At 49.8% G+C, this 21,278-nt stretch carries 12 protein-coding genes and 2 pseudogenes; 6 read left to right on the plus strand and 8 right to left on the minus strand.

What is annotated here, in order from left to right; all coding sequences use genetic code 11:
* Nucleotides 1–85 precede the first annotated feature (85 nt).
* Together JQN73_RS04030 and JQN73_RS04035 are read right to left on the minus strand one after the other, a co-directional pair.
* Nucleotides 86–1,846, minus strand: coding sequence for a ShlB/FhaC/HecB family hemolysin secretion/activation protein (locus JQN73_RS04030; RefSeq protein ID WP_205321862.1), 1,761 nt, complete (start codon nucleotides 1,844–1,846; stop codon nucleotides 86–88).
* A gap of 1,609 nt (nucleotides 1,847–3,455) precedes the next feature.
* Nucleotides 3,456–4,622: pseudogene (locus JQN73_RS04035) on the minus strand (IS3 family transposase); the annotation flags it as partial.
* 230 nt (nucleotides 4,623–4,852) lie between these two features.
* Here JQN73_RS04035 and JQN73_RS22755 point away from each other — a divergent pair.
* Nucleotides 4,853–5,245: a helix-turn-helix domain-containing protein gene (locus JQN73_RS22755; protein WP_205321863.1), complete on the plus strand. Its 393-nt coding sequence runs from the start codon at nucleotides 4,853–4,855 to the stop codon at nucleotides 5,243–5,245.
* Here the strand turns inward: JQN73_RS22755 and JQN73_RS04045 are convergent.
* On the minus strand, nucleotides 5,162–5,365 hold the full coding sequence (locus tag JQN73_RS04045) for a hypothetical protein (protein ID WP_205323543.1): 204 nt from the start codon (nucleotides 5,363–5,365) through the stop codon (nucleotides 5,162–5,164). The two genes, JQN73_RS22755 and JQN73_RS04045, sit on opposite strands and share 84 nt — an antisense overlap.
* A 212-nt stretch (nucleotides 5,366–5,577) precedes the next feature.
* On the opposite strand from JQN73_RS04045, the gene JQN73_RS04050 reads away from it, so the two are divergent.
* Both JQN73_RS04050 and JQN73_RS04055 read left to right on the plus strand, forming a co-directional pair.
* Nucleotides 5,578–5,718 (plus strand): IS30 family transposase, encoded by a 141-nt coding sequence (locus JQN73_RS04050; protein WP_240162422.1) that lies wholly within the window; start codon nucleotides 5,578–5,580, stop codon nucleotides 5,716–5,718.
* A 344-nt stretch (nucleotides 5,719–6,062) separates the two neighbouring features.
* Nucleotides 6,063–6,842, plus strand: a pseudogene (locus tag JQN73_RS04055) (EamA family transporter).
* A gap of 387 nt (nucleotides 6,843–7,229) precedes the next feature.
* Here JQN73_RS04055 and JQN73_RS04060 read toward each other — a convergent pair.
* Nucleotides 7,230–7,436: a hypothetical protein gene (locus JQN73_RS04060; RefSeq protein ID WP_205321865.1), complete on the minus strand. Its 207-nt coding sequence runs from the start codon at nucleotides 7,434–7,436 to the stop codon at nucleotides 7,230–7,232.
* 1,319 nt (nucleotides 7,437–8,755) lie between these two features.
* On the opposite strand from JQN73_RS04060, the gene JQN73_RS04065 reads away from it, so the two are divergent.
* Together JQN73_RS04065 and JQN73_RS04070 are read left to right on the plus strand one after the other, a co-directional pair.
* Nucleotides 8,756–9,454 carry a response regulator transcription factor gene (locus JQN73_RS04065; protein WP_205321866.1) on the plus strand — a complete coding sequence of 233 codons (699 nt, stop codon included), beginning with the start codon at nucleotides 8,756–8,758 and terminating at the stop codon, nucleotides 9,452–9,454.
* 1,494 nt (nucleotides 9,455–10,948) lie between these two features.
* The gene (locus JQN73_RS04070) at nucleotides 10,949–13,213 is read left to right on the plus strand and encodes a DUF6701 domain-containing protein (protein ID WP_205321867.1); all 2,265 of its coding nucleotides are present in this window, start codon (nucleotides 10,949–10,951) and stop codon (nucleotides 13,211–13,213) included.
* An 870-nt stretch (nucleotides 13,214–14,083) separates the two neighbouring features.
* On the opposite strand, the gene kdpC is transcribed toward JQN73_RS04070, so the two are convergent.
* From kdpC to kdpF, 4 genes are read right to left on the minus strand one after another with little or no spacing between them, the layout of a single operon-like run.
* The gene (gene kdpC, locus JQN73_RS04075; RefSeq protein WP_240162423.1) at nucleotides 14,084–14,689 is read right to left on the minus strand and encodes a potassium-transporting ATPase subunit KdpC; all 606 of its coding nucleotides are present in this window, start codon (nucleotides 14,687–14,689) and stop codon (nucleotides 14,084–14,086) included.
* Between the two features lie 10 nt (nucleotides 14,690–14,699).
* Nucleotides 14,700–16,790, minus strand: coding sequence for a potassium-transporting ATPase subunit KdpB (gene kdpB / locus JQN73_RS04080; RefSeq protein ID WP_205321868.1), 2,091 nt, complete (start codon nucleotides 16,788–16,790; stop codon nucleotides 14,700–14,702).
* A 26-nt stretch (nucleotides 16,791–16,816) separates the two neighbouring features.
* Entirely contained in the window at nucleotides 16,817–18,637 is a 1,821-nt protein-coding gene (kdpA, locus tag JQN73_RS04085) for a potassium-transporting ATPase subunit KdpA (protein ID WP_205321869.1), read from the minus strand.
* Nucleotides 18,637–18,726 carry a K(+)-transporting ATPase subunit F gene (gene kdpF, locus JQN73_RS04090; protein WP_205321870.1) on the minus strand — a complete coding sequence of 30 codons (90 nt, stop codon included), beginning with the start codon at nucleotides 18,724–18,726 and terminating at the stop codon, nucleotides 18,637–18,639. Before kdpF ends, kdpA begins: the two co-directional genes overlap by 1 nt.
* A gap of 369 nt (nucleotides 18,727–19,095) precedes the next feature.
* On the opposite strand from kdpF, the gene JQN73_RS04095 reads away from it, so the two are divergent.
* Nucleotides 19,096–21,270, plus strand: coding sequence for an FUSC family membrane protein (locus JQN73_RS04095; RefSeq protein WP_205321871.1), 2,175 nt, complete (start codon nucleotides 19,096–19,098; stop codon nucleotides 21,268–21,270).
* The last annotated feature ends 8 nt before the right edge of the window (nucleotides 21,271–21,278 follow it).

The following is a 21,278-nucleotide window of genomic DNA, read 5'->3' on the forward strand; positions in this document are numbered from 1 at the left end:
GATGAAGCCCTTGCAAGGCAATCACCCATTTTGGATAGACAATTTAGTACAGCTTGACCATCCTGCTGCGACACACCCTAAACCATCAGGTGGAAAAATTTGCAATGAGATGAACGACATTATTTTGGGAAATGCCCGGCTGACTTGTGCCGGGTGTACAAAGGGGACGCCCAATGACAAATAAAATCGAATTATTCCCATACGCCGCAGTGACGCCAACAGCGGCACCAAGAAGCCGTTCTGACTGCCTAAGCTTTTCAGCATCTTTTAAAATCGCGAAATCGATACCGATAAAAGGACTTAATGTCAAATTAATCGCTTCAAACTGCACAGGACGCGTCATTGTGTTGGATAGATATAAACCATTGTCGGCCGAATACGGCGTGCCGTAATAAGCTCTGACCGTGTAGGCGTTACCGACAGAAAATTTGTAGGCGGGTATCAACCCTGTTGGTGAATACTGGCCGCCAAACTTGAGTTGGTAATTCAAATTTTGGGAGGCAATCGTTAAATCGCGTGACCACGCACCATTGAGAGTAAAACGATTAATTGGCTTCTTATTGTCATTGCCGTCCATAGAAGCATCCAACGAACTCGGCCAAGTCAAGCCACGATCAAATTCGGTATTGCTAAAAATTGACCCCCCGAAAACGGATGTGCTGTACTCCGCTCCTACACCTATATTTGTATATCTTCCGCTACTGGCAGTAAGCTTCTGTCCTGCCAAATAATTGTTGATTTTTTTTGTTTCCATATTCGCATACAGAACCAGCTTGCTGCTTGCGGAACGATTAGCAATAGTATCTATTCGCGCGCCCCAAGTATTCTGGATGCCACTAGAAAGATAGTCACCATAAAGGGCATGCAATAATCTTTTATTGTTACTATTGTTATATTTAATACCAAAAGAAAAAGCCCCGACGGGAACGTGATAGTCCATACCGTATCCGACTAATGCGTTATTTGTTGGGTCACTGTACACACGATCGGTGAGGGAAAGTTTTAGTGAATCGTTGAGGCCTGTTAAATTATAAAAGGAGGCATCAATCTCGCTGCCGTCGCGCCCACTATTATCGGTTCCCGCACCTTCGTTATCGGAGGAAAATGCAAACTTCGGTGAATTTATATCAGCGAAGTGCACGTCCAGAAATGAGCTACCGAGTTCTTTCCCAGCTACTACTTTAACGGTTGCCTTGCCGTCGCCCCCCGCGCCCAGATTTTCGATGGCTTGGTCGACATCTTTAATATTTAAAATTTTCCCGACAACACCAGGCAACGCAGCGTTTAGACGCAACCGTTGATGCCAGTTCGCCGGTGCATTGCCATCGACTAGCCAGTCGGCAATACGTCCCCAACGGAGCGAAAGTTTTAAAGTACCAGTGCGAAGATCACTTTGATCCACGGTTACGTAGGTAGTGACGTACCCCAACCCAAACACCAGGTTGGTTAAGTCTTTGACTAAGGAAAATATTTGGCTTTTATCCAAATTCTTTCCTTCATATTTTTCTAATATCGGACGGCTGTTGATTGAGGGCGAATTTGGTCCGCTGTTCAATTTAATGGTGGAAACAAAGAACGATTCTGTAGTACTTACTTTGGCAACAGGCAACTTTTCGTCAATTGAGATATTTTTATCTTGTTCCTGGTCTTGCTCTTGTTTATGAATTTCTGTGTTGATGTGAGATTGTATGTTTTTTTGATTTTGAATCTCGGCGGCACGATCCAGATCAGTTTGACAGAAAGCGGGTATGGCATAATTTAACAAGCATAAAAATAGCGCTAACTTGCTGCTACCTTCTTGTGCTGATTGCAATATATTGCGATGTAACGGTTTATTGTCCAACATGAACATCCTCGGAAATTAGTGTTCGTAAAATTTTTACTACATACTTTTGAGACGTCTTAACTGGAATGACGAACAAAGACCCAGCAAAAAAACCTCATGAGAGATTTTTGAGGACATCCACTTAGACGCTGATCAGAATCACTTCGCCGCGTTTGAGCAAAAATTTCAAAAAACTTGAAAAAATGTCTGTTTACCGTCGACCACAATACAACGTCAAAAATTCTTGGTTCCCTGGAGAAAAACAAAACTGGTGAGCTGCCGCCCTTTACCGGACTTAATATAAGGCCCATAAAGAACATTAAAACCGAAGCCCATGCGACGCTCTTTAAGGTGAAAAATCGGTAAGGGGGCTACCACCAATTTCCTATGCCCCCATTCCAAGGTTCGCCATATCCCAAAGAAACCGATACCCATTGCAGCTCAGACTAGCGGTGTGTGGATCAGCTCTTTAAATTCGACTACCTCCTACGTAAACACCGTTCACCCCCGGTGAATCTCAGGCTGTCTGCCGTATAGGCATGCGACCATTTGGACTCCACGTCTCTTTCTTGATATTGCACGCCGAGGCCCCAATCAGCTTGATGCCACTTATGTCCCAACGCAAGAGGATGTTCGAAGTGGTGCATATGCCCAAAGACTTCAATAGCACAAGGGCTTTCTACAAGTGCTTCCTCGCTTGCCGATGCAGAGGCAGCTAAAATTGCCAGGCTCAGCGATAATATAAATTTATTCATTCGTCGCTATAGCAATCTGATTGAGGCAAAAAACTTACGACTGCAGCCGCAATGCTTGCCATCATTAATCTGCACTTCCAGCCCATCAATCCTTTTCGGATCAATCACGGAAATTGTTAGTAACCTTGTTCAATAGCGTTCGCTGCACAGTCCTGAATAACTTCTTCTCGATGCCATAAGTTTCCTCATCAAACTTTGCATGCGTGCAAACGCCCATCGCTGCTAGCAACCAACGCGTCAATGATAAAGAGCTAATTCAGCCAGCGATCATGGAGTACACCTCGAGTTCAACGACCCGCGTCCCTACCAACGGAAGCAATGCGCCGTGAATGCACCGCTTCCGATCAGTTCTTCGATGTAAAAAACCACATCGACAGGCCTGGAGCAGGGTGCGCAGCGCAATTCGATCTCGGTAAAATCGTTTGTGACTTTTGATGAAATGGTACAAGCATGGAAGCGTAAGGCACACCGGCAACAAGCACATGGCTTACCATCAGCCCCGAAAGGAAGCTTCCGTGCTGCCTCGGCAAAGTCACCGAAAATTCCTCGCAAATCTTCAGAATGAACAGCGACGCAATATCCGGCTCCCTTACCGACACCACGAGCGATTACAAAATCGATATACAGCGTCGCCCAGTCTGATGTTGATTCGCAGGAATATCTTTCATGCTATGGCGAATCCGCTCGTCAAGATAGTTTTGCCTTAGTTTTAGCTATGGTCTTGACCCTGCATGTAGCTGATCGGCGCTGTCCCGTCTTGCTGAATTTCAGCCACCTGTGAATATGGGAATCATGCTGGCTGGTTCTTGCTCCGGTAAATTTCCCTGCGGTCCAACACTGATTGCTGCTAGCTCTTGTTTTGCCTGACGTGTTTCCTCGGTAGCCACGCTGCCATATTTATCGAGGATCATCACGCTACCGCCTTCACCACTTTCGTACACTACCACCGGCGTCTGATAGTTCATCGCCCGGCGTGGCCGCTCGCTATTGTAAAACGCGAAATACAGCGTCATTCCAGCATACAGATCACCCATCGTCGCGTAGCCGTTCAATTACACATCCCCGTACTTGACGTTGCGCCACAGGCGCTCGACAAAGATGTTATCCAATGCACGACCCCGCCCATCCATGCTGATGGCAATTCCTGCACGCTTTAAGACCCCGGTAAATGCCATGCTCATGAACTGCCTGCCCTGGTCGGTGTTGAAGATTTCAGGCTTGCAGTGATCGATCAAAACCTACTCCAGACAGTCCCCCCGGAATGACGCATCCATGCTTTTGCTGATACGCTAGCTCAGCACGCATCGCGAGTACCAGTTGAGGATCGTGACCGGATACGCAAAGCCCCGTGCCAGTCGGAAGTACGTAATATCTGTACCCCAGACATGGTTAGGTCGCAGGATAGTCACGCCCCGTAGTAAATACGGATATATCTTGTGGCCGGGATGCTGAACTACTGCCGCGCCCGGGGCCATTTCGGCCAGTCCGAGCATGCGCATCAGCCGTTGTACATGCTTGCGATTTATCAACCAACTTGCCGTTTCAGAATCACCACCATCCGCCGGCTTCCATAAAATGGATGCCGCGTGATCTCTTCATCAATGAGCCCACACAAGGTCAGCTCGCCATCGTCAAAGCACACCACTTCGCGGGGGCGATACACGGTCGCTTTTGCGATAACGGCTTGCTCGCACTAACGCGATAACGTTATCTCGCCAGCACTCCCAAGCCATCCCAATCGCACCACACCGCTTACAGGCCTGACTTCTTTTAAGCCTATCCAATTTCATCTTGAGACGGCCAATTTCGCCATACAGCCGGTCTTCATCTTTACGCACAGCTTCGGCTTTGGGATCACGCTTGCCCTCAAATAAAGTACCAGCACGGACAAGGATCTCTTTCTTCGACTGGCTCTCCATCACCGGATCAACGCCATGCTGCTGAGCGATCTAATTGACCGCTTTAATGCCACGCACCGCTTCAAGGCCGACCTTTTCCTTAAATTCAGCGCTGGGCACTTTCCGCTTCTTTATTTCCGCCATTCGCTAAAATCCTCTGCGAGGGCCATAGCTTAAACTGCTGTCTCATATCGCGGGTCCACTATACTTTCTTAGTGCCTTGCGCATCTCGTCAGGCTTTAAGAATAGCGCGACTATGCTCATATTAAGTATGACAAGGACAACCAATTTATAAGAAGATTGAGCAACTTTATTCCCTAAAGCGCCATTTTTCGAGGAGCAGAGTAAGGAGACTGGGCGTTCTCAAAAAACAAGTGCAACACCTTCTGCTGTCAGGTGCCGCCATTGCGAAAATTTACAAACATTTAACTACTCAGGAACGCGCCGTCGTCATGACCATGCGCGACGACCTATGCTCCATCCGATCCATTGCTAAACGTCTTTGCCGTTCAGCCAGCAATATAGGCCGGGAAATCCAGCGCATCGGCGGCACTGGCGTCTACGATGCCAACATAGCCCACCCGCTATGCCAAGCCCGTCGCGTATTGCCACAGCATCTTCCCGAGTTGCACACGGACGGGGCCTTGTTTCAGGTCGTTCGGCACCAATTAAAATCTCTTTTGTCACCACAGCAAATTGCGCACAAACTCAGGCGCCTTTGGTTCGGCAATTCCGTGTCCAACGAGACCATCTACAACACCATCTAATTGCAACCGTGCGGCGAGCTCAAGCGCGAACTGACCACCTGTATTCGCCACCAGACGCGCAAACCGGGCAGCCGTGGCATCGATCGCCGTGACCAAATCTCTGATATGCAGAGCACTCATACCAGGCCGCCAGAAGTTGAGGATCGTCGTATCCCTGGCCACTGGGAGCGAGACCTGATCAAGGGCGCTCGCAACCGCTCTTCGGGCGGGACCGTGGTCGAGCGCAAGACCGTCTTTGTGGTGCTCACCAAGATGGACAGCGCGACCACCAAGGCCGTTGTCGACAGTTTCACCGTTGTTTCAACCGCGAACGGACGGCGATGCGCAAGGCCATGACTTACGACCAAGGCCGCGAGATGCACGCTCACAAAATCCTCACGGAGCGCACGGACATTCAGATCTATTTCGCCGATCCGCATAGCCCTTGGCAGCGCGGATCAAATGAAAATACGAATGGTTTGTTGCGCCAGTAAATGCCCAAAGGGTCCGATATGGCGATTTATTCACAGAACGAGCGCGACGCCATCGCCTTGTCGCTTGATACACCCCAGAGCACGCCTCGCTTATGAAACACCAATCGTCGTCTATGCTCAGCACATCGCGTTACTACAACACCCGGTCGATACTGTTCATTAACCCAGTGTTGCGCTTGATGCTTGAAACCGCCCTTTGTTAAATTCGCCCGCACCTTCGCAGGTCACCGTCACGCTCTCATCCGGCGCCACCCAGGCGCGAGTGTCCGGGATTGACAGAGCACCTCAGTTTCAGTCAAGATAGTTTCCTGCTTTCCGCCCTGCTCCAAGCGATCTGGAACGCGATGCTACGCGGGAACCGGGACCGATTCCTGTCCATGCCTTGGATGAGCATCACTATCGCGGTGGTCTCCACGCTTATCGTCCTTTTCTCGCCGTGGCCGTCCGACGCGGCTTGGCCGTACATCATCCCATCGGGGCTCTTGCATATCGTCTACAAGGTGAGCCTCGTGCGGACTTATTGTCACGGCGATCTGGCGCAAGCGTATCCGATTGCGCGTGGCTCTTCGCCGCTACTTTTCACGCTCGGCTCGGTGCTCTTCGCGCATAACGCGATCAGCCCCCCTTGCACGCTCTCGGAATCGTGATGATATCGGGCGCCATCATTGCGCTCGCGCTGCAGGGGCCCCACGTGTCGCGCGCAGTTGCGCTGTCCCTGCTGACGACTGGCGACGATAGCGCTCTATACCGTGATCGACGGCATCGGCGTGCGGTTATCTGACGGCCACGCGCCCGCCTACACCGCGTCGATGTTCCGGTTCTTTTGACTGATGCCCTTGCTGTTCGTCGCAATGCGTGGGGTGGCGGCACTATGGATACCAGTAGGGGCGACACCAAAATCGGTCGGCTCGTCGCTCGCCGGCGGCTTGGTGTCGATCGCGGAGTATGGCATCGTGATTTGTGCGACGCAGTCGGGCGCGATGGGAGCGGTATCGGCGTTGCGCGAGACTAGCGTGGTGTTCGCGGCGCTGACACGGCGGGTGTTTCTGCGGGAAGCGGTAAATGAAAAACGCTGGCTCGCGTGCGTGATTGTCGCGGCCGGGGCGATTTGTCTGGGAGTTTGACTCGACCAGATTTCAATCCACACCTGACGCAGTAGCTTTGCTTTGCGCGCAACGGTCGAGGAGCTTCCGCAGTCGAATCCTCGTGGTAAATTCGGCGATTTGAGAGTTGTCTACGCTTTTTAATGATCAGGCCGTTGATTGTTCACTAAAGAAAGCAGCATGACTTGACGCGACATCTTTGTTGACAACTACCGTAAGGCAGATTACGCCATATAGTACTTGTCTCACGATCGATTGGGGAGTTTGCGGTGTCGGTAAAAAAACAGTTGGTACGATTTAATTAAACCGCTTTTATTTCCAGTTCGTTCTCTTGCAATAAACCAAGTCAAGATTTAGGCCAACCTGACTGATCCCGGACCAATCTCGATTGGCCTCTTGGCCAGCGTTCTAGACATTGGCTTTGGCGATTTCATATACTGCTTTTTTATGCCGGATTGAACAGATCACGTCCTTAATGGTGCGTACTGCTGGCGTCAACAATTGAATGCCGCTATGACGATGCTCACGGCGTACTTTGAATAAAGCGTTGCACTGTGAGCGCTCCATCAACCGCAGGATTTCGCCTTTATGGAGCAATTCAGTCGAACGACTCACAAGCCTGCGTGATAGGTTGGACTACCGCCATCTGATCCTGCTCACCAGATTTTATGATGGAACCTGCGCGCTACGTACTTTTACTTGAATAACAACGGGCAATATTTGGTCAATTCTGACTAGCGTTATCGGCGCGGCATGCGCATCCGTAGCAGCGGTGTAGATCCAGCGGTCAACGAAACGGTAAGCTTGCGTTGTGCAAAGAAGTGCCAAACCGATAAAGGTGCGCATTTGCTGTCGCAGGTCCGTGCGGGGGTCTTGAATGACGAGTTGAAGATGCGAAAAAACCGATACCGCTTCTTTTCCCAGACAAGAATAATCATGCCTGTAAAACGAACGCCTGGCCTGGTTGCCTCAGGTTTTTAATTACAAATATAGCCGAAGCGAAAACACAAATGAAAAAGCTGCTGCTGAATTTAGTGGCTTACAGATTTTGATTGTTTCCAGATTGATTTCGATTGACGTCCCCAAAGCGATTGAGCGCTCTTTTCACCCCCGTTATTGCAACGTGCGTATCAATGAGCACGCATTTGCACGATTGTCCTCTAATTTAAGTCATATTTTCATATGGACTAAGTTACAGATCTACTATGATAGGTAAATTCTTAATTTATCGAAATATTAACGTATTTAGTAAATCTGAATCGTCCGGTTAATCTGTGCCCGTTAGCTTCTCTCTACAACTAACGGCCCCGATGAAAATTGAAGGGTACTTAAATAACTGAAGCAGCAGTGGTACCGATATATTTTTTAAATTAAAGATCCGAATCTTAAGGTAGACGCAAAATATTCAATATTAATTTTTTTCGATGCGTACAGCCATATCGATTCTATTATTCAGTTACCCGTAAAATTTATATGAATCTCTAGCATGAGTATTAACAAAGGAACAAAAAATGATGGAGCTTTACGGTGTCGTATTAATATTATCTTTATTGGTTATTACGATACTGTTGATAATCATTATAGAGGAAGTGAAGGAAGAGAAATCCCCCAACTCATGAAACTGATTTCGGCCTGAGCACTGCCCGCTGCGATCAAAATTGCGATCAAAGTAGAAAATATGTAGATTCATGACGGCAAAAATAAGAGATAGATACTTCCACGAAAATTATTACATAACCTCGATTCGAGGTATTGATTTATTTTTCCAGCAAAATGCCTGACTAAGTTCAGAAAATAATGTGCCCATTTTTACTGGTGCTTTGTAACGAGCGCCCACCGTTTTAGCATATTTTGTCACTATTACACTAGCGGCTTGATTAGATGGCCAAGTGTTCGTCGACTAATCGATCCTTCGCTTCAACGTCAGCAAAATTATGAAAATCGTTATTTTTTGTGAAAATAGCACGGACATCAAGGATATCTGCAAAGAAATTTTCGTTAGTGGATATAAATATGATGTGTTTCACGACGAAAAAAATCTATTCAAGAGGTTGCATAAAGAAGGTTATGATATGGTAATAGTGCATGTCCACAACTTTATGTTAAAGTATCAAAATTTTTTAACTGAAATAAGAACTAAAGTATATTACCTAATTCCTGCCATTGTCATATCCAATGACTCGACAGAAGGAGAGGTCGTTGGGGCCTTTGAAGCCGGTGCGGACGACTTTCTGGTGAATCCGATAAGACCCAGAGAGTTAATAGCGAGAGTGAAGGCATTATTCAGGAGAAGTTATCTTCGTTGCAATGAAAATGCGAAAATAACAGTGAATAATTATGTATTCGAACCACTCATAAATCGTGTCACGGTCTCGGGCGACCTCATAGAAATGAGGCCTCGAGAATTTAAACTCGCACTTCTCCTATTTTGTAATTTTGACCGAGCTCTGTCTCGGGAATATATTTTAAGAAAAATATGGAAGTCGGAAAGTAATAACAATATTCGATCAATCGATTCTCACATAGCCCGTATTCGTCTAAAATTATTTTTAATTCCAAAAAATGGCTATAAATTAGCACCGGTTTATGGTTATGGGTATCGTTTAAGTGAAGTTAATAAGATGATAGCTTAATAATTATAAATACTCTCTAAATTTTTTTTGATTTTTGGTACGGTTTAAGGTTTTTAATGTATTTATATGTAACTAATACATCCTTCTTATAAGAAAAAATGCGTTTTTTTAAGCATTCGCAAATTACTTAGTTACTCGACCAGAGTGATTTCGATATCAGCAGAATTCCAGATAACAATGCATACATTTTATTGGCGATCTTCTGGGTCTTTAATACAGCGCCAACCAAAAGCGCATGCGCCGCAACCACTTCCTTACACAGATCAACGCAGCATGGCTATGGACCCCGCTGCGAAAAGAAATTGAACTGTTTTATCGGAAGGGAGAATGCCCAGGTCTCTCGCTGCTTATCCTCACACTTATGCTGCCGATGCGATATGGCTTAGCAATGATTGGACTGTTTGACCAAGGTACCGATGATGCAATTTACCCGTCAGGTGAGTCATCATTTTGTTGGCATCAATCTTGGCAGGGACTTTACACCGGCTACTATCCTGCCGAAATCTCATAGTCTGCTCGAAAAGTACGGCTTCATCCGAGAGGTTTTTGAGGTGGCTAACGCACACTAGGCCATCAAAGGTTTGCTCATGCCTAACGCCAAGTTGATCGCTGTGTCACCCTCGAAAAAAAACAAAATGAGACAAGCGGCCAGGAATGCCTCAGTCCAAAAAAGCAATAACATGCACTTGAGCATAAAGGCTCATGTCAGGGTTGACGCCGCCTTCAAATTGGTGCTCAGCGCGATCGAAACGGCTGGAGATGCTTTCTGACGTGTCCATTTCATTTAATAAAAACGTTAGTGGATAGCAAGCTTCATTCGACTGCACCTGGAAATAATTCAGCGAAAAGAGGGATATCAAGCATGATGTCTTTGTCGTGATTACGTTCATTGGGTTGAGCATTGGTCGAGCTAACCGCCGCTAGACTCCGCTTACAATAATCATTATAGTACCTAGCACAATATGTATTTTCCCTAAATAACGCTAGCTTGAACCTCCTGTCTATATGCGCCGTCACTTGCTTTGTGTTTTTTTAGCCCGTACTAAACACGATCAAAAAAAATCCTCTGCGCTGGAAAAGTTTGATGTAGAAGGATGCCGTAACGTTCAATATGCCTCATCTTGGGCTGCCTACCTCCACCGTTGCACATTTTTTTTAACTACATTATCAATACTGCTGCTCATAGCCTCACCTGCACGCGCTATCGATTATACTTTCCCTGGTTATCTCCCGGCCGGCTGCAGCGGCAGTGATGGCTCCTATACTTGCGGTGCACTGTCCATCGCTGCGGGCGATACGATCAGTGTGTTCGCGCCAGCAACTGTTATGGTAAATGGTGCATTTTCAGTTGGCGCCAGCTCCCAGATTAACAGGGGAGGAAAGGCCTCAGATTTAAGTTTTATCGTCAGTGGCGCCATAGGACTTGGCGCAAGTTGCATATCAAATGCAAACTTGACCTCAGGAGCCGCAATTAATATAGGTGCCAATAGCATAATGAGCGGCGATGTCAGTACCAATATGGGGGCCTTCACATTAGGCGCTGGCGCCACCATCACAGGCAGTATCAATACGGTTCAGGGGGCAGTGACAATCGGGGCAAATAGCACCGTCAGCGGCAGCATTGCAAGCAGCCAGACGGGTGACATAACGTTGGGTGCATCGGATCAAATTGGTGGTAGTTTAAGCACATCAAGTGGAAGCATCGGGATCGGCGCCGGAAGTACCGTAGGTGGGTCAATCTTTAGCAGCGCAGTGGGTACCATTACACTGGGTGCATCGTTAACAGTCAACGGTACTGTGGGCACTACGTCCGGTGCCATCACCGTGGGTGCCGCCACGGAGGTTGACGGTTTGATTTCTACTAACGGGTCGGATTCTATTACACTTGGCAACGTCGCGGTAGTCAAAAGCGTGTGTTGTCTCAGCACAGGAGATAGTAGCTGCGTTTTCGATAACACTAACTTACCTCCCCCTCAGTCATGTCCGACTCCTAACAGTGCAGGAGGGACTTCCACTGTAAGCAGCTTTGATTGTCTCGAGACCAGCAGCAACACGCCTTGGGTCGCTACGGCACGCAAGCCGCTCTTTACCAAGTTGGTCAATGCGAATTTTACGTTTGACATCGCCGCGCTTAAATCAGATGGTACATTAGCGACCGGATACGGTGGAGCGGCTGGAAATACCAAATCAGTCGTGGTGGACTTACTCATCGACACCACGCCGCCCGCAAGTTGTACGGCGCTCGCGAGTCAAAGTCCCCTAGCATCTCAAACGGTAAACTTTTCCGCGAGCAATCTCGGTCGCTCAACGACAACTAACTTTAACCTGTCCAGTGCCGCCGCAATATTACGTTGCCGTGTCAGGGAATGCACTGAAAGCAGTTGCGCTAGCTTCACAACATTGGCACCTGCCTGCTCTTCCGATCAATTCACGGTACGACCTTCTGCCGCCGTACTGGCGACCTCGGCTACGGCCGCAGCGCCTTCTGCGACGGCAACCCCCGCTATCAATGGCGGCAAAGGCTTTAGCTTACTCTCCACCACTAACGCCAATAGCAGCTACGCCGGGGTCCTCACTCTTGATACGACTAAATTGACGGCACAAACCGCCACGCAGGCCTCCAGCCAGCAAAGCGGCGGCGTGGTTGGCACCCTCTCGCCCTCCTCGCTGACCACCAATGCGGCGGCCATCAATGCGACTTACAGCGAAGTGGGCTATCTGTATCTCGCCCCGGGTACATATCGCGACGATGCCTTTACGGCTGTTGATAGTGCGACTGGCGATTGCATTACCAGCACCTCGTCCGATGCGAACCTTGCTGACACATTGGTCGGAGGAAAATATGGCTGCAGCGTAGGCAATAAGGGAGCGGTATCGCTCGGCCGCTTCATACCGGATCACTTTACGATCAGTACTGCACCGGTAATCGCAGCTTGCGCCGTCTCCAGCACGCCTTTTAGTTATTTTGGACAAGATGGATTCACCACCTCTTTTGGCCTGACAGCACAAAACCTTACCAATGGCGTCACTCAAAATTACACGGGCGCATTCGCTAAATTAAATTTGACGAATTATTTCAGCTATGGCTTCAGTACGAGTTTGTTACCTACAGGCTCGACTCTATCCAGCGGCGCAGCGGGCACCAGTGGCACCTGGGTTAACGGAGCGGCGAGCGTGTCAGCAGCGCAGCAAATCAGTCGCCCGGATACGCCGAAAGCAGAGACCTTTGTGACCGTCCTTGCCGCACCGAGCGACGGCGAAGTTGCAGCGGGGGCCGTCACTGCGGTCGGCGCCCCCACCAGCTTACGTTACGGGCGGCTCAAGATGCAGAACGCGCACGGATCCGAGTTGCTAGCGTTGCCGGTGCCGCTCGAAGCCCAATATTGGACTGGATCTTATTACGTCACCAACACGGCAGACAGTTGCACGGTGATCCCCGCATCCAGCATTACGATGTCCAATTACCAAAAACAACTAGTCGCATGCGAAACGCAGCTTGCGCCTACCGGAAATAGCACCTTGGCCGGAGGGAAATTACCCGGTGCAGGACTGGTCCTCACTAAGCCAGGGGGAGGCAACGTTGGAAGTGTTGACCTTTCAGTCAACCTCGGCGCTACCGCCACTGGCAACAGTTGCGTGAGTGCCGTCCAGTCTGCCGCGACCGCTGCCAAGATTCCCTGGTTCGGCGTGAACCCTGCTGCTCGTGCAACATTTGGTCTTTATAAATCGTCCATTATTTATCAGCGTGAAATGTATTAAAACCGGCGCGTTTCGAATGATTTTTCGGCTGTTCTCGATTGCGCTATTATTTACTTTTTTTAAAAAAGTTTGGCAACAATATTTTAGAAACCACGAATCTATTAGCTGGAAAATTTTTCCTTCCAGCGATGGGTTGCTAATTAGCCTTCCATTTTTTTAGCGAATGATCAGCGGCGCTCAAGCTGTTAGTGATGACGTTCTGGAAATCTCATTTGCGTCCGGCCGGGCCTCGTGCCACACAGCGATCTGCTCGACGAGCGGATCCGTTTCGCGGCATTTCAGGCCAACGTTGCCTAACTGAGGTACACCGAGTTCACTACCAAACTTGTTTTTTGGAAAACCACTCCTCAGAATTTTGCCATGTTCCATATCCGGGCATCACAGCTCCGTGCGATTTCAAATTTCGTTACTAATAATAAAGGTATGTTTCGAGATCTCATCCTCTCGCGCTAAACCTGAAACTAGCATGTTATCCCCTCACCATCATTTGCATCAAATTGACTTCCTTTCGTTCGGTAGTTGTCAACAACGACGTCGCGTCAAGTCATTCTGCTTGATTCAGGGTTTCTGCCTGGTTCAATATGCGTGCTGCCGCTGATATCGCGGGTAACGTCGAACAAGCAACTTATTGCCATAAAAACAACCAACTTCCGCTTTTTGACAAAAACACCGCAAGATCTCCTTTCTGCAGGATTCACTGAAGCGCTTATTCGATACATCCAATCGCTTCAAGCCGGTTTCGATGGATGATTTTCACCGCACTCAATACTTAAATGACGCATTAAAATGGAAATGGTGCTGGTTGCGCTAGTTAAGCTCTTGAAGCGCCGCTAAAAAACTACGGCACGATGACTGCGCGATAGAAAATATTCAGGGTTTTTGATCCAGCGCCAGATTAAGTTCCAATACATTGACCCGAGGCTCGCCGAAGAAGCCCATGCTGCGTGTCAGTTGTCTGGCATCGATCATTGCGCGCACTGCTTCGACGCTGAGCTTACGTTCCCGAGCGATCCGGGCGGCCTGATAATAGGCTGCAGCGATGCTCATCTCCGGGTCCAGGCCACTACCGGAGGCGGTGACCAGATCAACAGGAATCGATAGAGTATTTCCAGGATCAGCTGCTTTCAATGCCGCGATACGACCCTTGACTGCATCAATCAAGGCGGGGTTGCCGGGGCCAAAATTAGAACCGCCGGACGAGCTTGCGTTATACGGCATCGGGCTGGTAGCGGACAAGCGTCCCCAGAAATATTGGGGAGCAGAAAACTCTTGTCCAATCAGTCGCGATCCGACTGTTTTACCGTTATGGATAATAAGGCTACCTGCGGCCTGGTCCGCAAAGGCGACCTTACCAATACCGGTGACCACAAGGGGATAGACGATCCCGCAAATGAGCGTAAGGACGGTGAATAACACAAGTGCAGGGCGCAACATCGGGCTGGAAACGTTTTCGATGATGGTCGGTGATGTTTTCATTTCAATTCTCCTATACCAGATTAAGTGCGGATAACACCATATCGATCAGCTTGATGCCGATAAACGGCGCAATGATTCCGCCTAATCCATAAATCAACAGGTTCCTGCGGAGCAGCGCAGCGGCACCCACTGCGCGATATTTAACGCCTTTTAGTGCTAGCGGAATCAACGCGACGATGATCAGGGCGTTAAAAATGACGGCGGACATGATGGCTGAGGATGGGCTTGCCAGATGCATGATATTGAGCGCAGCGAGTTGCGGATAGGTGGTCACAAACGCGGCTGGAATGATCGCAAAATACTTGGCGATATCATTCGCTATCGAGAACGTGGAGAGTGCGCCGCGTGTCATCAGCATTTGTTTGCCGATCTCAACGATTTCCAGCAGCTTGGTAGGATTGGAATCCAGATCGACCATGTTGCCAGCTTCTTTGGCGGCTTGCGTGCCACTGTTCATCGCCACCGCGACGTCCGCTTGCGCCAATGCTGGCGCATCGTTAGTGCCGTCACCGGTCATCGCAACCATGCGCCCCTCGGACTGATATGAGCGAATCAGCTTGAGCTTGTCTTCAGGTGTTGCCTCAGCCAGAAAATCGTCAACGCCCGCTTCAGCGGCAATGGCGGCGGCCGTCAGACGGTTGTCGCCGGTAATCATCACCGTTTTAATGCCCATCTGGCGCAACTCGGCGAAGCGCTCTTTGATGCCGCCTTTAACGATGTCTTTTAGTTCGACCACGCCCATCACCGCGCCGTTATCGACCACCACCAACGGTGTGCTGCCGCGCCGCGCCACGTCGTCGACGCTGCGTGCAACTTCCGCCGGGAACGGCTGGCCTAACGATGCGACGTATTTTTTCAACGCTTCGGATGAACCTTTACGAATCAAACGGTCACCGATGTCAACACCACTCATTCGCGTTTGTGCGGTGAAGGGCACAAACACCGCATGGAGCGAACTCATAGCGCGTTCACGGATATTGAAACGCTGCTTTGCCAGGACAACAATGCTGCGCCCTTCAGGCGTTTCATCGGCAAGCGACGCCAACTGGGCAACATCCGCCAGTTGCTGTTCACTAATCCCAGGCGCAGGAATAAAGGTTGATGCCTGGCGGTTACCGAGCGTGATGGTGCCGGTCTTGTCGAGTAATAACACGTCGACGTCACCAGCGGCTTCGACCGCACGCCCTGACGTCGCAATCACATTGGCCTGCATCATGCGGCTCATTCCAGCGACACCGATGGCAGACAGCAAACCGCCAATGGTCGTCGGAATCAGGCATACCAGTAAGGCGATCAGTACTGTGATCGTAATCGGCGTACCGAATTTGGCGGCCGACACGCTGAAAAGTGAAAACGGCAATAGCGTAACGGTCACCAGCAGGAATACGATGGTGAGCGCGACCAACAAAATTGTCAGCGCGATCTCGTTAGGGGTTTTTTGCCGTTTCGCTCCCTCAACCATCGCGATCATGCGATCCAGAAATGCTTCACCAGGATTCACGGAGACGCGGACGACCAGCCAATCGGACAGAACCCGCGTACCACCAGTGACGGCTGAAAAATCCCCCCCGGACTCACGAATCACAGGTGCAGACTCTCCTGTGATGGCGCTTTCATCCACGGATGCAACGCCTTCGATAACCTCACCATCGACTGGTACAACGTCGCCAGCCTCGATCAGCACGATATCGCCTTTACGCAAATCACCTGCCGAAATTGGTGACCACTTGCTTTCAGCGCCATTCTTTGCGGCGGCATTAAGTAATTTTTTGGCGTTAACGGTTTGCTTTAAAGCCCTTAACGATTCGGCTTGGGCTTTGCTGCGCCCTTCTGCCAGTGCTTCGGCAAAATTGGCGAACAAAACAGTAAACCAAAGCCATACCGATATGGCCAGAATAAATCCCGGGCTGGCCTCACCCTTTCCAAACCACGCTTGAAAAAACAGCAGAGTGGTAAGAATACTGCCGACGTACACCACAAACATGACCGGATTACGCAACTGGGTGCGTGGCGTCAGTTTCTTAAATGATGCGACGATTGCGGGACCCAGTAGCTTGGAATCAAACAACGTCAACTTACTACGAGAACTATTGGAGGACATGATGTTCCTTATTATTTATGTGGCGACTAATGTGCCAACGCTGGGGCGACGGACATGTGCAGATGCTCAACAATCGGACCCAGGGCCAATGACGGCACGTAGTTCAGCACTCCCACCAGCACCACGACCCCGATCAGCAGCACCACAAAAAGAGGACCGTGCGTTGGCATCGTGCCTGCATTCGGTTCCAAGCGTTTCTTTGCCGCGAGTGAACCGGCAATCGCCAGGATCGCAATAATGATCACAAAGCGTCCGAACCACATGGCAATGGCCAAACTGATGTTGTAGAACGGCGTATTGGCTGACAGACCGCCGAACGCACTGCCGTTATTGTTGGCCGCCGAGCTAAAGGCGTACAGGATCTCGGTGAAACCGTGTGCGCCGGGATTAAAAATACCGGCAGTCCCGGCCGTCACCATCACGGCGATGGCGGTGCCACCCAGCACCAGCAATGGCACCGCGAGAATCGCAATCGCAGTCATCTTCATTTCGAACGACTGGATTTTCTTACCCAGATATTCGGGAGTACGACCGATCATCAGACCGGCGATAAATACCGCCATAATGGCAAATACCAACATGCCGTACAGGCCGGAACCGACACCGCCAAAGACTACTTCACCCATTTGCATCAGCGCCAGCGGAACCATGCCGCCAAGTGCTGTGAAGGAATCATGCATGGCATTTACCGCACCACAGGATGCGGCGGTGGTGATAGCAGCGAACAAGGCCGACGCACTAATGCCGAAACGAGTTTCCTTGCCTTCCATGTTGCCACCAGACTGCAACAGGCTATGCGCCTGATCGATACCAAGTGCACTCAAGCCAGGATGTGATTGCTGTTCAGCAAACAGCACGACGACTGTCATGATTACAAAGATGACGGTCATTGCCGCCAGCACTGCCCAGCCCTGTCGAATATCCCCGACCATGCGGCCGAACACAAAGCACAGCGCCGCAGGAATCAGAAAAATAGCCAGCATCTGCATAAAATTCGACAACGGCGTTGGATTTTCGTAGGGATGGGCTGAATTGGCATTAAAGAAGCCACCACCATTGGTGCCGATCATTTTGATCGCCTCTTGCGACGCGACCGGTCCCATTGCCAAGGTTTGGGTTGACGTAGTCAGCGTTTCCAGTACAGGATTGCCGCTGGCGTCTTTGGTAGCCTGGCCATCAGCACCAGCTTTGGGCTGTTGATAGGTCAGCGCTTGCACCAACGAGACATCCTTATAAGCATCAAAATTCTGAATTACGCCCTGGCCCATCAACACCACCGCAAATACCAGAGAAAGCGGCAACAATAGATACATGGTGGAGCGCGTCATATCGCGCCAAAAATTACCCACCGATTGCGACGAGTGACGTGCAAATCCGCGAATCAAAGCAAATGCCACCGCAATACCCGTAGCAGCTGAGAAGAAATTTTGCACAGCCAACACCAGCATCTGCGTCAGATAGCTCATGGTGCTTTCGCCGCCGTAGCCCTGCCAGTTGGTGTTACTAATAAAGCTGACTGCCGTATTAAATGAGGAATCCGCCGAAACGTTAGCAAAGTGCTGCGGGTTGAGCGGAAGCCACACCTGAACGCGTTGCAGCGCATAAGTCACCAGGGCGCCGAGTGTATTAAACAACAGCAGCGCAAGCGCATAACTTTTCCAACCCATCTCTTCGTTTGGCGACATGCCAGCTAACCGATATAAACCATGTTCGCAGCGTGCCAGCCAGCCCATTCCCGGAATCGGTTCATCACCGGCAACACGGACGATCAATTTCGCAAGAGGATAACTAAGCAGCAACAAGACGACTAAAAATACCGCGAGCAGCAGGATCGATTGGGAAGTCATCAGAAATCCTCCGCGTTCAACAACGCCAAGATCAAATACACCAGCAGGGCCACCGTCGCCACCGCACCAAGTACATAAAACGGATTCATTTCCGGTCCTCCAACTTTTTACAACCCGCTGCCAAAGCCCAGGTCAAACCAAAAAATACGATGATTGCGGCGAGAAATACGCCATCCATTAGCAAATCCATAATGCCCCCGAAGTCGTTATTCAACATTGACAGGCTATCGGGAAGTTTCTAAAAATGGTGTAAAGACTATGGCGGAGGGTGTAAACAAAGTGTAAAAATGCAGGTATTCGTAGCAACGCGCTATTCAATCAAGGCGTTGAATTAACGCTTCGATGCGAGACGCTGATATTACCCGAAGCCAACTTGATAAAAGGTTACCCTCGTAACCAATCGGCTTGCCAAACGCGGTACACTTCCCGCGTTGCCGTCATTGCTATAGAGACTACTCATGCACTACGCCCTAGACCTGCGGACGTTTATTTTCAGTCACTATTTTTATACCGGCCTACGGATTGCCACTGGTGTGGTGGGCTTGACCCTGTTGGTGCTGCCATTCACCGACCTGCCGACTGCGATGACGGTCTGTATCGGCGCTCTTTCAACGAGCCTGATGGACCTACCCAGCACGCTGCGGCACAAATTCAATGAAATGCTCTCGAGCGTCTTGCTTTGTTCAATCGTCACGCTGATTATTAGCCTGTGTGCGCCGTTTCAATGGTTGCTCAGCATCATGCTGGTATTGGTGACGTTTTTAGCCTGCATGATGGTTGTGTATGGCAAGAAAGCGATGCCCTTGCAGTTCGCTGCCTTGTTCGCGATGACGCTGTCGATGAGCAATACTGTGTCGATTGCCGGTGCGTTTCTTCATACCGGCTGGTTTCTCGGAGGCGGCCTGGTGTATCTGGGATATTCCATGGTGGTGTCGTGGTTTCTGCGACATAGGATCAAGCAACAAATTCTGGCCGAAGCATTATTTGAGTTGGCGCGCTATCTTGATATCAAAGCCGACTTTTACGATATGCATGTTGAACTTAACAACCAGTTCAATCGACTGGTGCGACAACAAATTGTGTTGGCGGATAAACAGCAAGCGTCCCGCGATCTAATTCTGCGTGGTCCCAAAAGCCAGCAAAACGCGATTTTGGTGCAAGTACATTTCGGTATGTTTGATCTGTACGAATATATTTTGTCGACGCACACCGACTATATGGAACTGCGCGAACATTTTGCCGATGCCGATATCCTGACCTATTTTCGCGACTTGATTAACAAGGCGGCCAAGGATATCGAAACCATCGCCTACGCCATCACCCGCAAGCGCGCTTCCTTCCGGACAATTAGTTACAAGGCCGAATTTCGGGCGATTGACGTCGAGTTACAACAGCTTCAACAAGATAGCCTTGCCGGAAAAATACCGGAAGTAGCTATGGATCTGATCCGCGTCACGTATAACAAAATACGCGATACGGTCGATATGATCGACGAATTGCACCGGGCCACACAGGCCACGCGGGGCGAATTACCGGAGATGTTGGGAGCGGACATGACGCCGTTTCTGACGCAACAAAAATATCAGTTGGGTGTGCTGGTCGCCAATTTGCGCTGGCAATCACCGTCCTTTCGTTTTGCGTTGCGGGGGGCAATGGCGATCACGGTTGGCTTACTCATCGCAGCACATCTGCCGTATACCTCGCATGGCTACTGGATCGTGCTAACGATTGCGATCATCTTAAAACCGAGCTTCAGTCAGACCAAACAACGTCGAAGCGACCGTCTGCTCGGCACCCTGATCGGCTGTGTCGCAACCGCATTGATTCTTCATTTCGTCCACGAACCAGTGGCGCTTCTGGGATTTCTTTTCATCGCCACGGTAGCCGCCCCCGCCTTCATTTACGTCAAATACCGCTACACCGCGATTGCAGCCAGTATGCAGATATTGTTGCAAATTAATTTGGTGATACCTAGTAGCGGCCACGTCATCGGCGAAAGACTGCTGGATACGATCATCGGGGCGGTCATTGCGACAGCGTTCAGCTTTGTACTACCGAGTTGGGAATATAGGACATTGCCGCAACTGGTACGACGCGTACTGACCAGCAATATGGGCTATCTTGACGCTGCAAATAATATGTTACAGGCGAAAACCCCGGACGATTTTATTTATCGGGTATCGCGCAAGCGCTTTCTCGATAGCATCGCAGATTTGGTGTCCACCCTGGTCCGGATGCTGGATGAGCCTGCCAGCAAGCATCGGGCGGTCGAGGAATTGAATCAATTTATCATACAAAATTATCTGGTCATGGCGCATGTGGCAGCGATGCGTTTGCTACTCAAACGCAATCAGGATAGTTTGCCGCGCCCTGCAGTGAATGCGTTGTTGCAGCAGGCAACGTCGCATGTTTGCCTGTCGCTAACCCTGGCTGAGCAAGTTCTCAATCCTAAAAGTGAGCCGTTATCAGCAGTCGATCCGTCTCCAATCGAGGCGGTTGATATTACCGCTGAAACGACATTGTGGACAGGCTGGTGGCCGTTGCAACGCAGGGTTGAGTTGCTGTATCAGGATGCGGATAAGATTTCTTTGCGGAGCGCGGATATTGGAAGAATATTGGGGCAAGTGGCCTGAGTGCCGAC

The organism is Glaciimonas sp. PAMC28666 (assembly GCF_016917355.1).
GTDB lineage: Bacteria > Pseudomonadota > Gammaproteobacteria > Burkholderiales > Burkholderiaceae_D > Glaciimonas.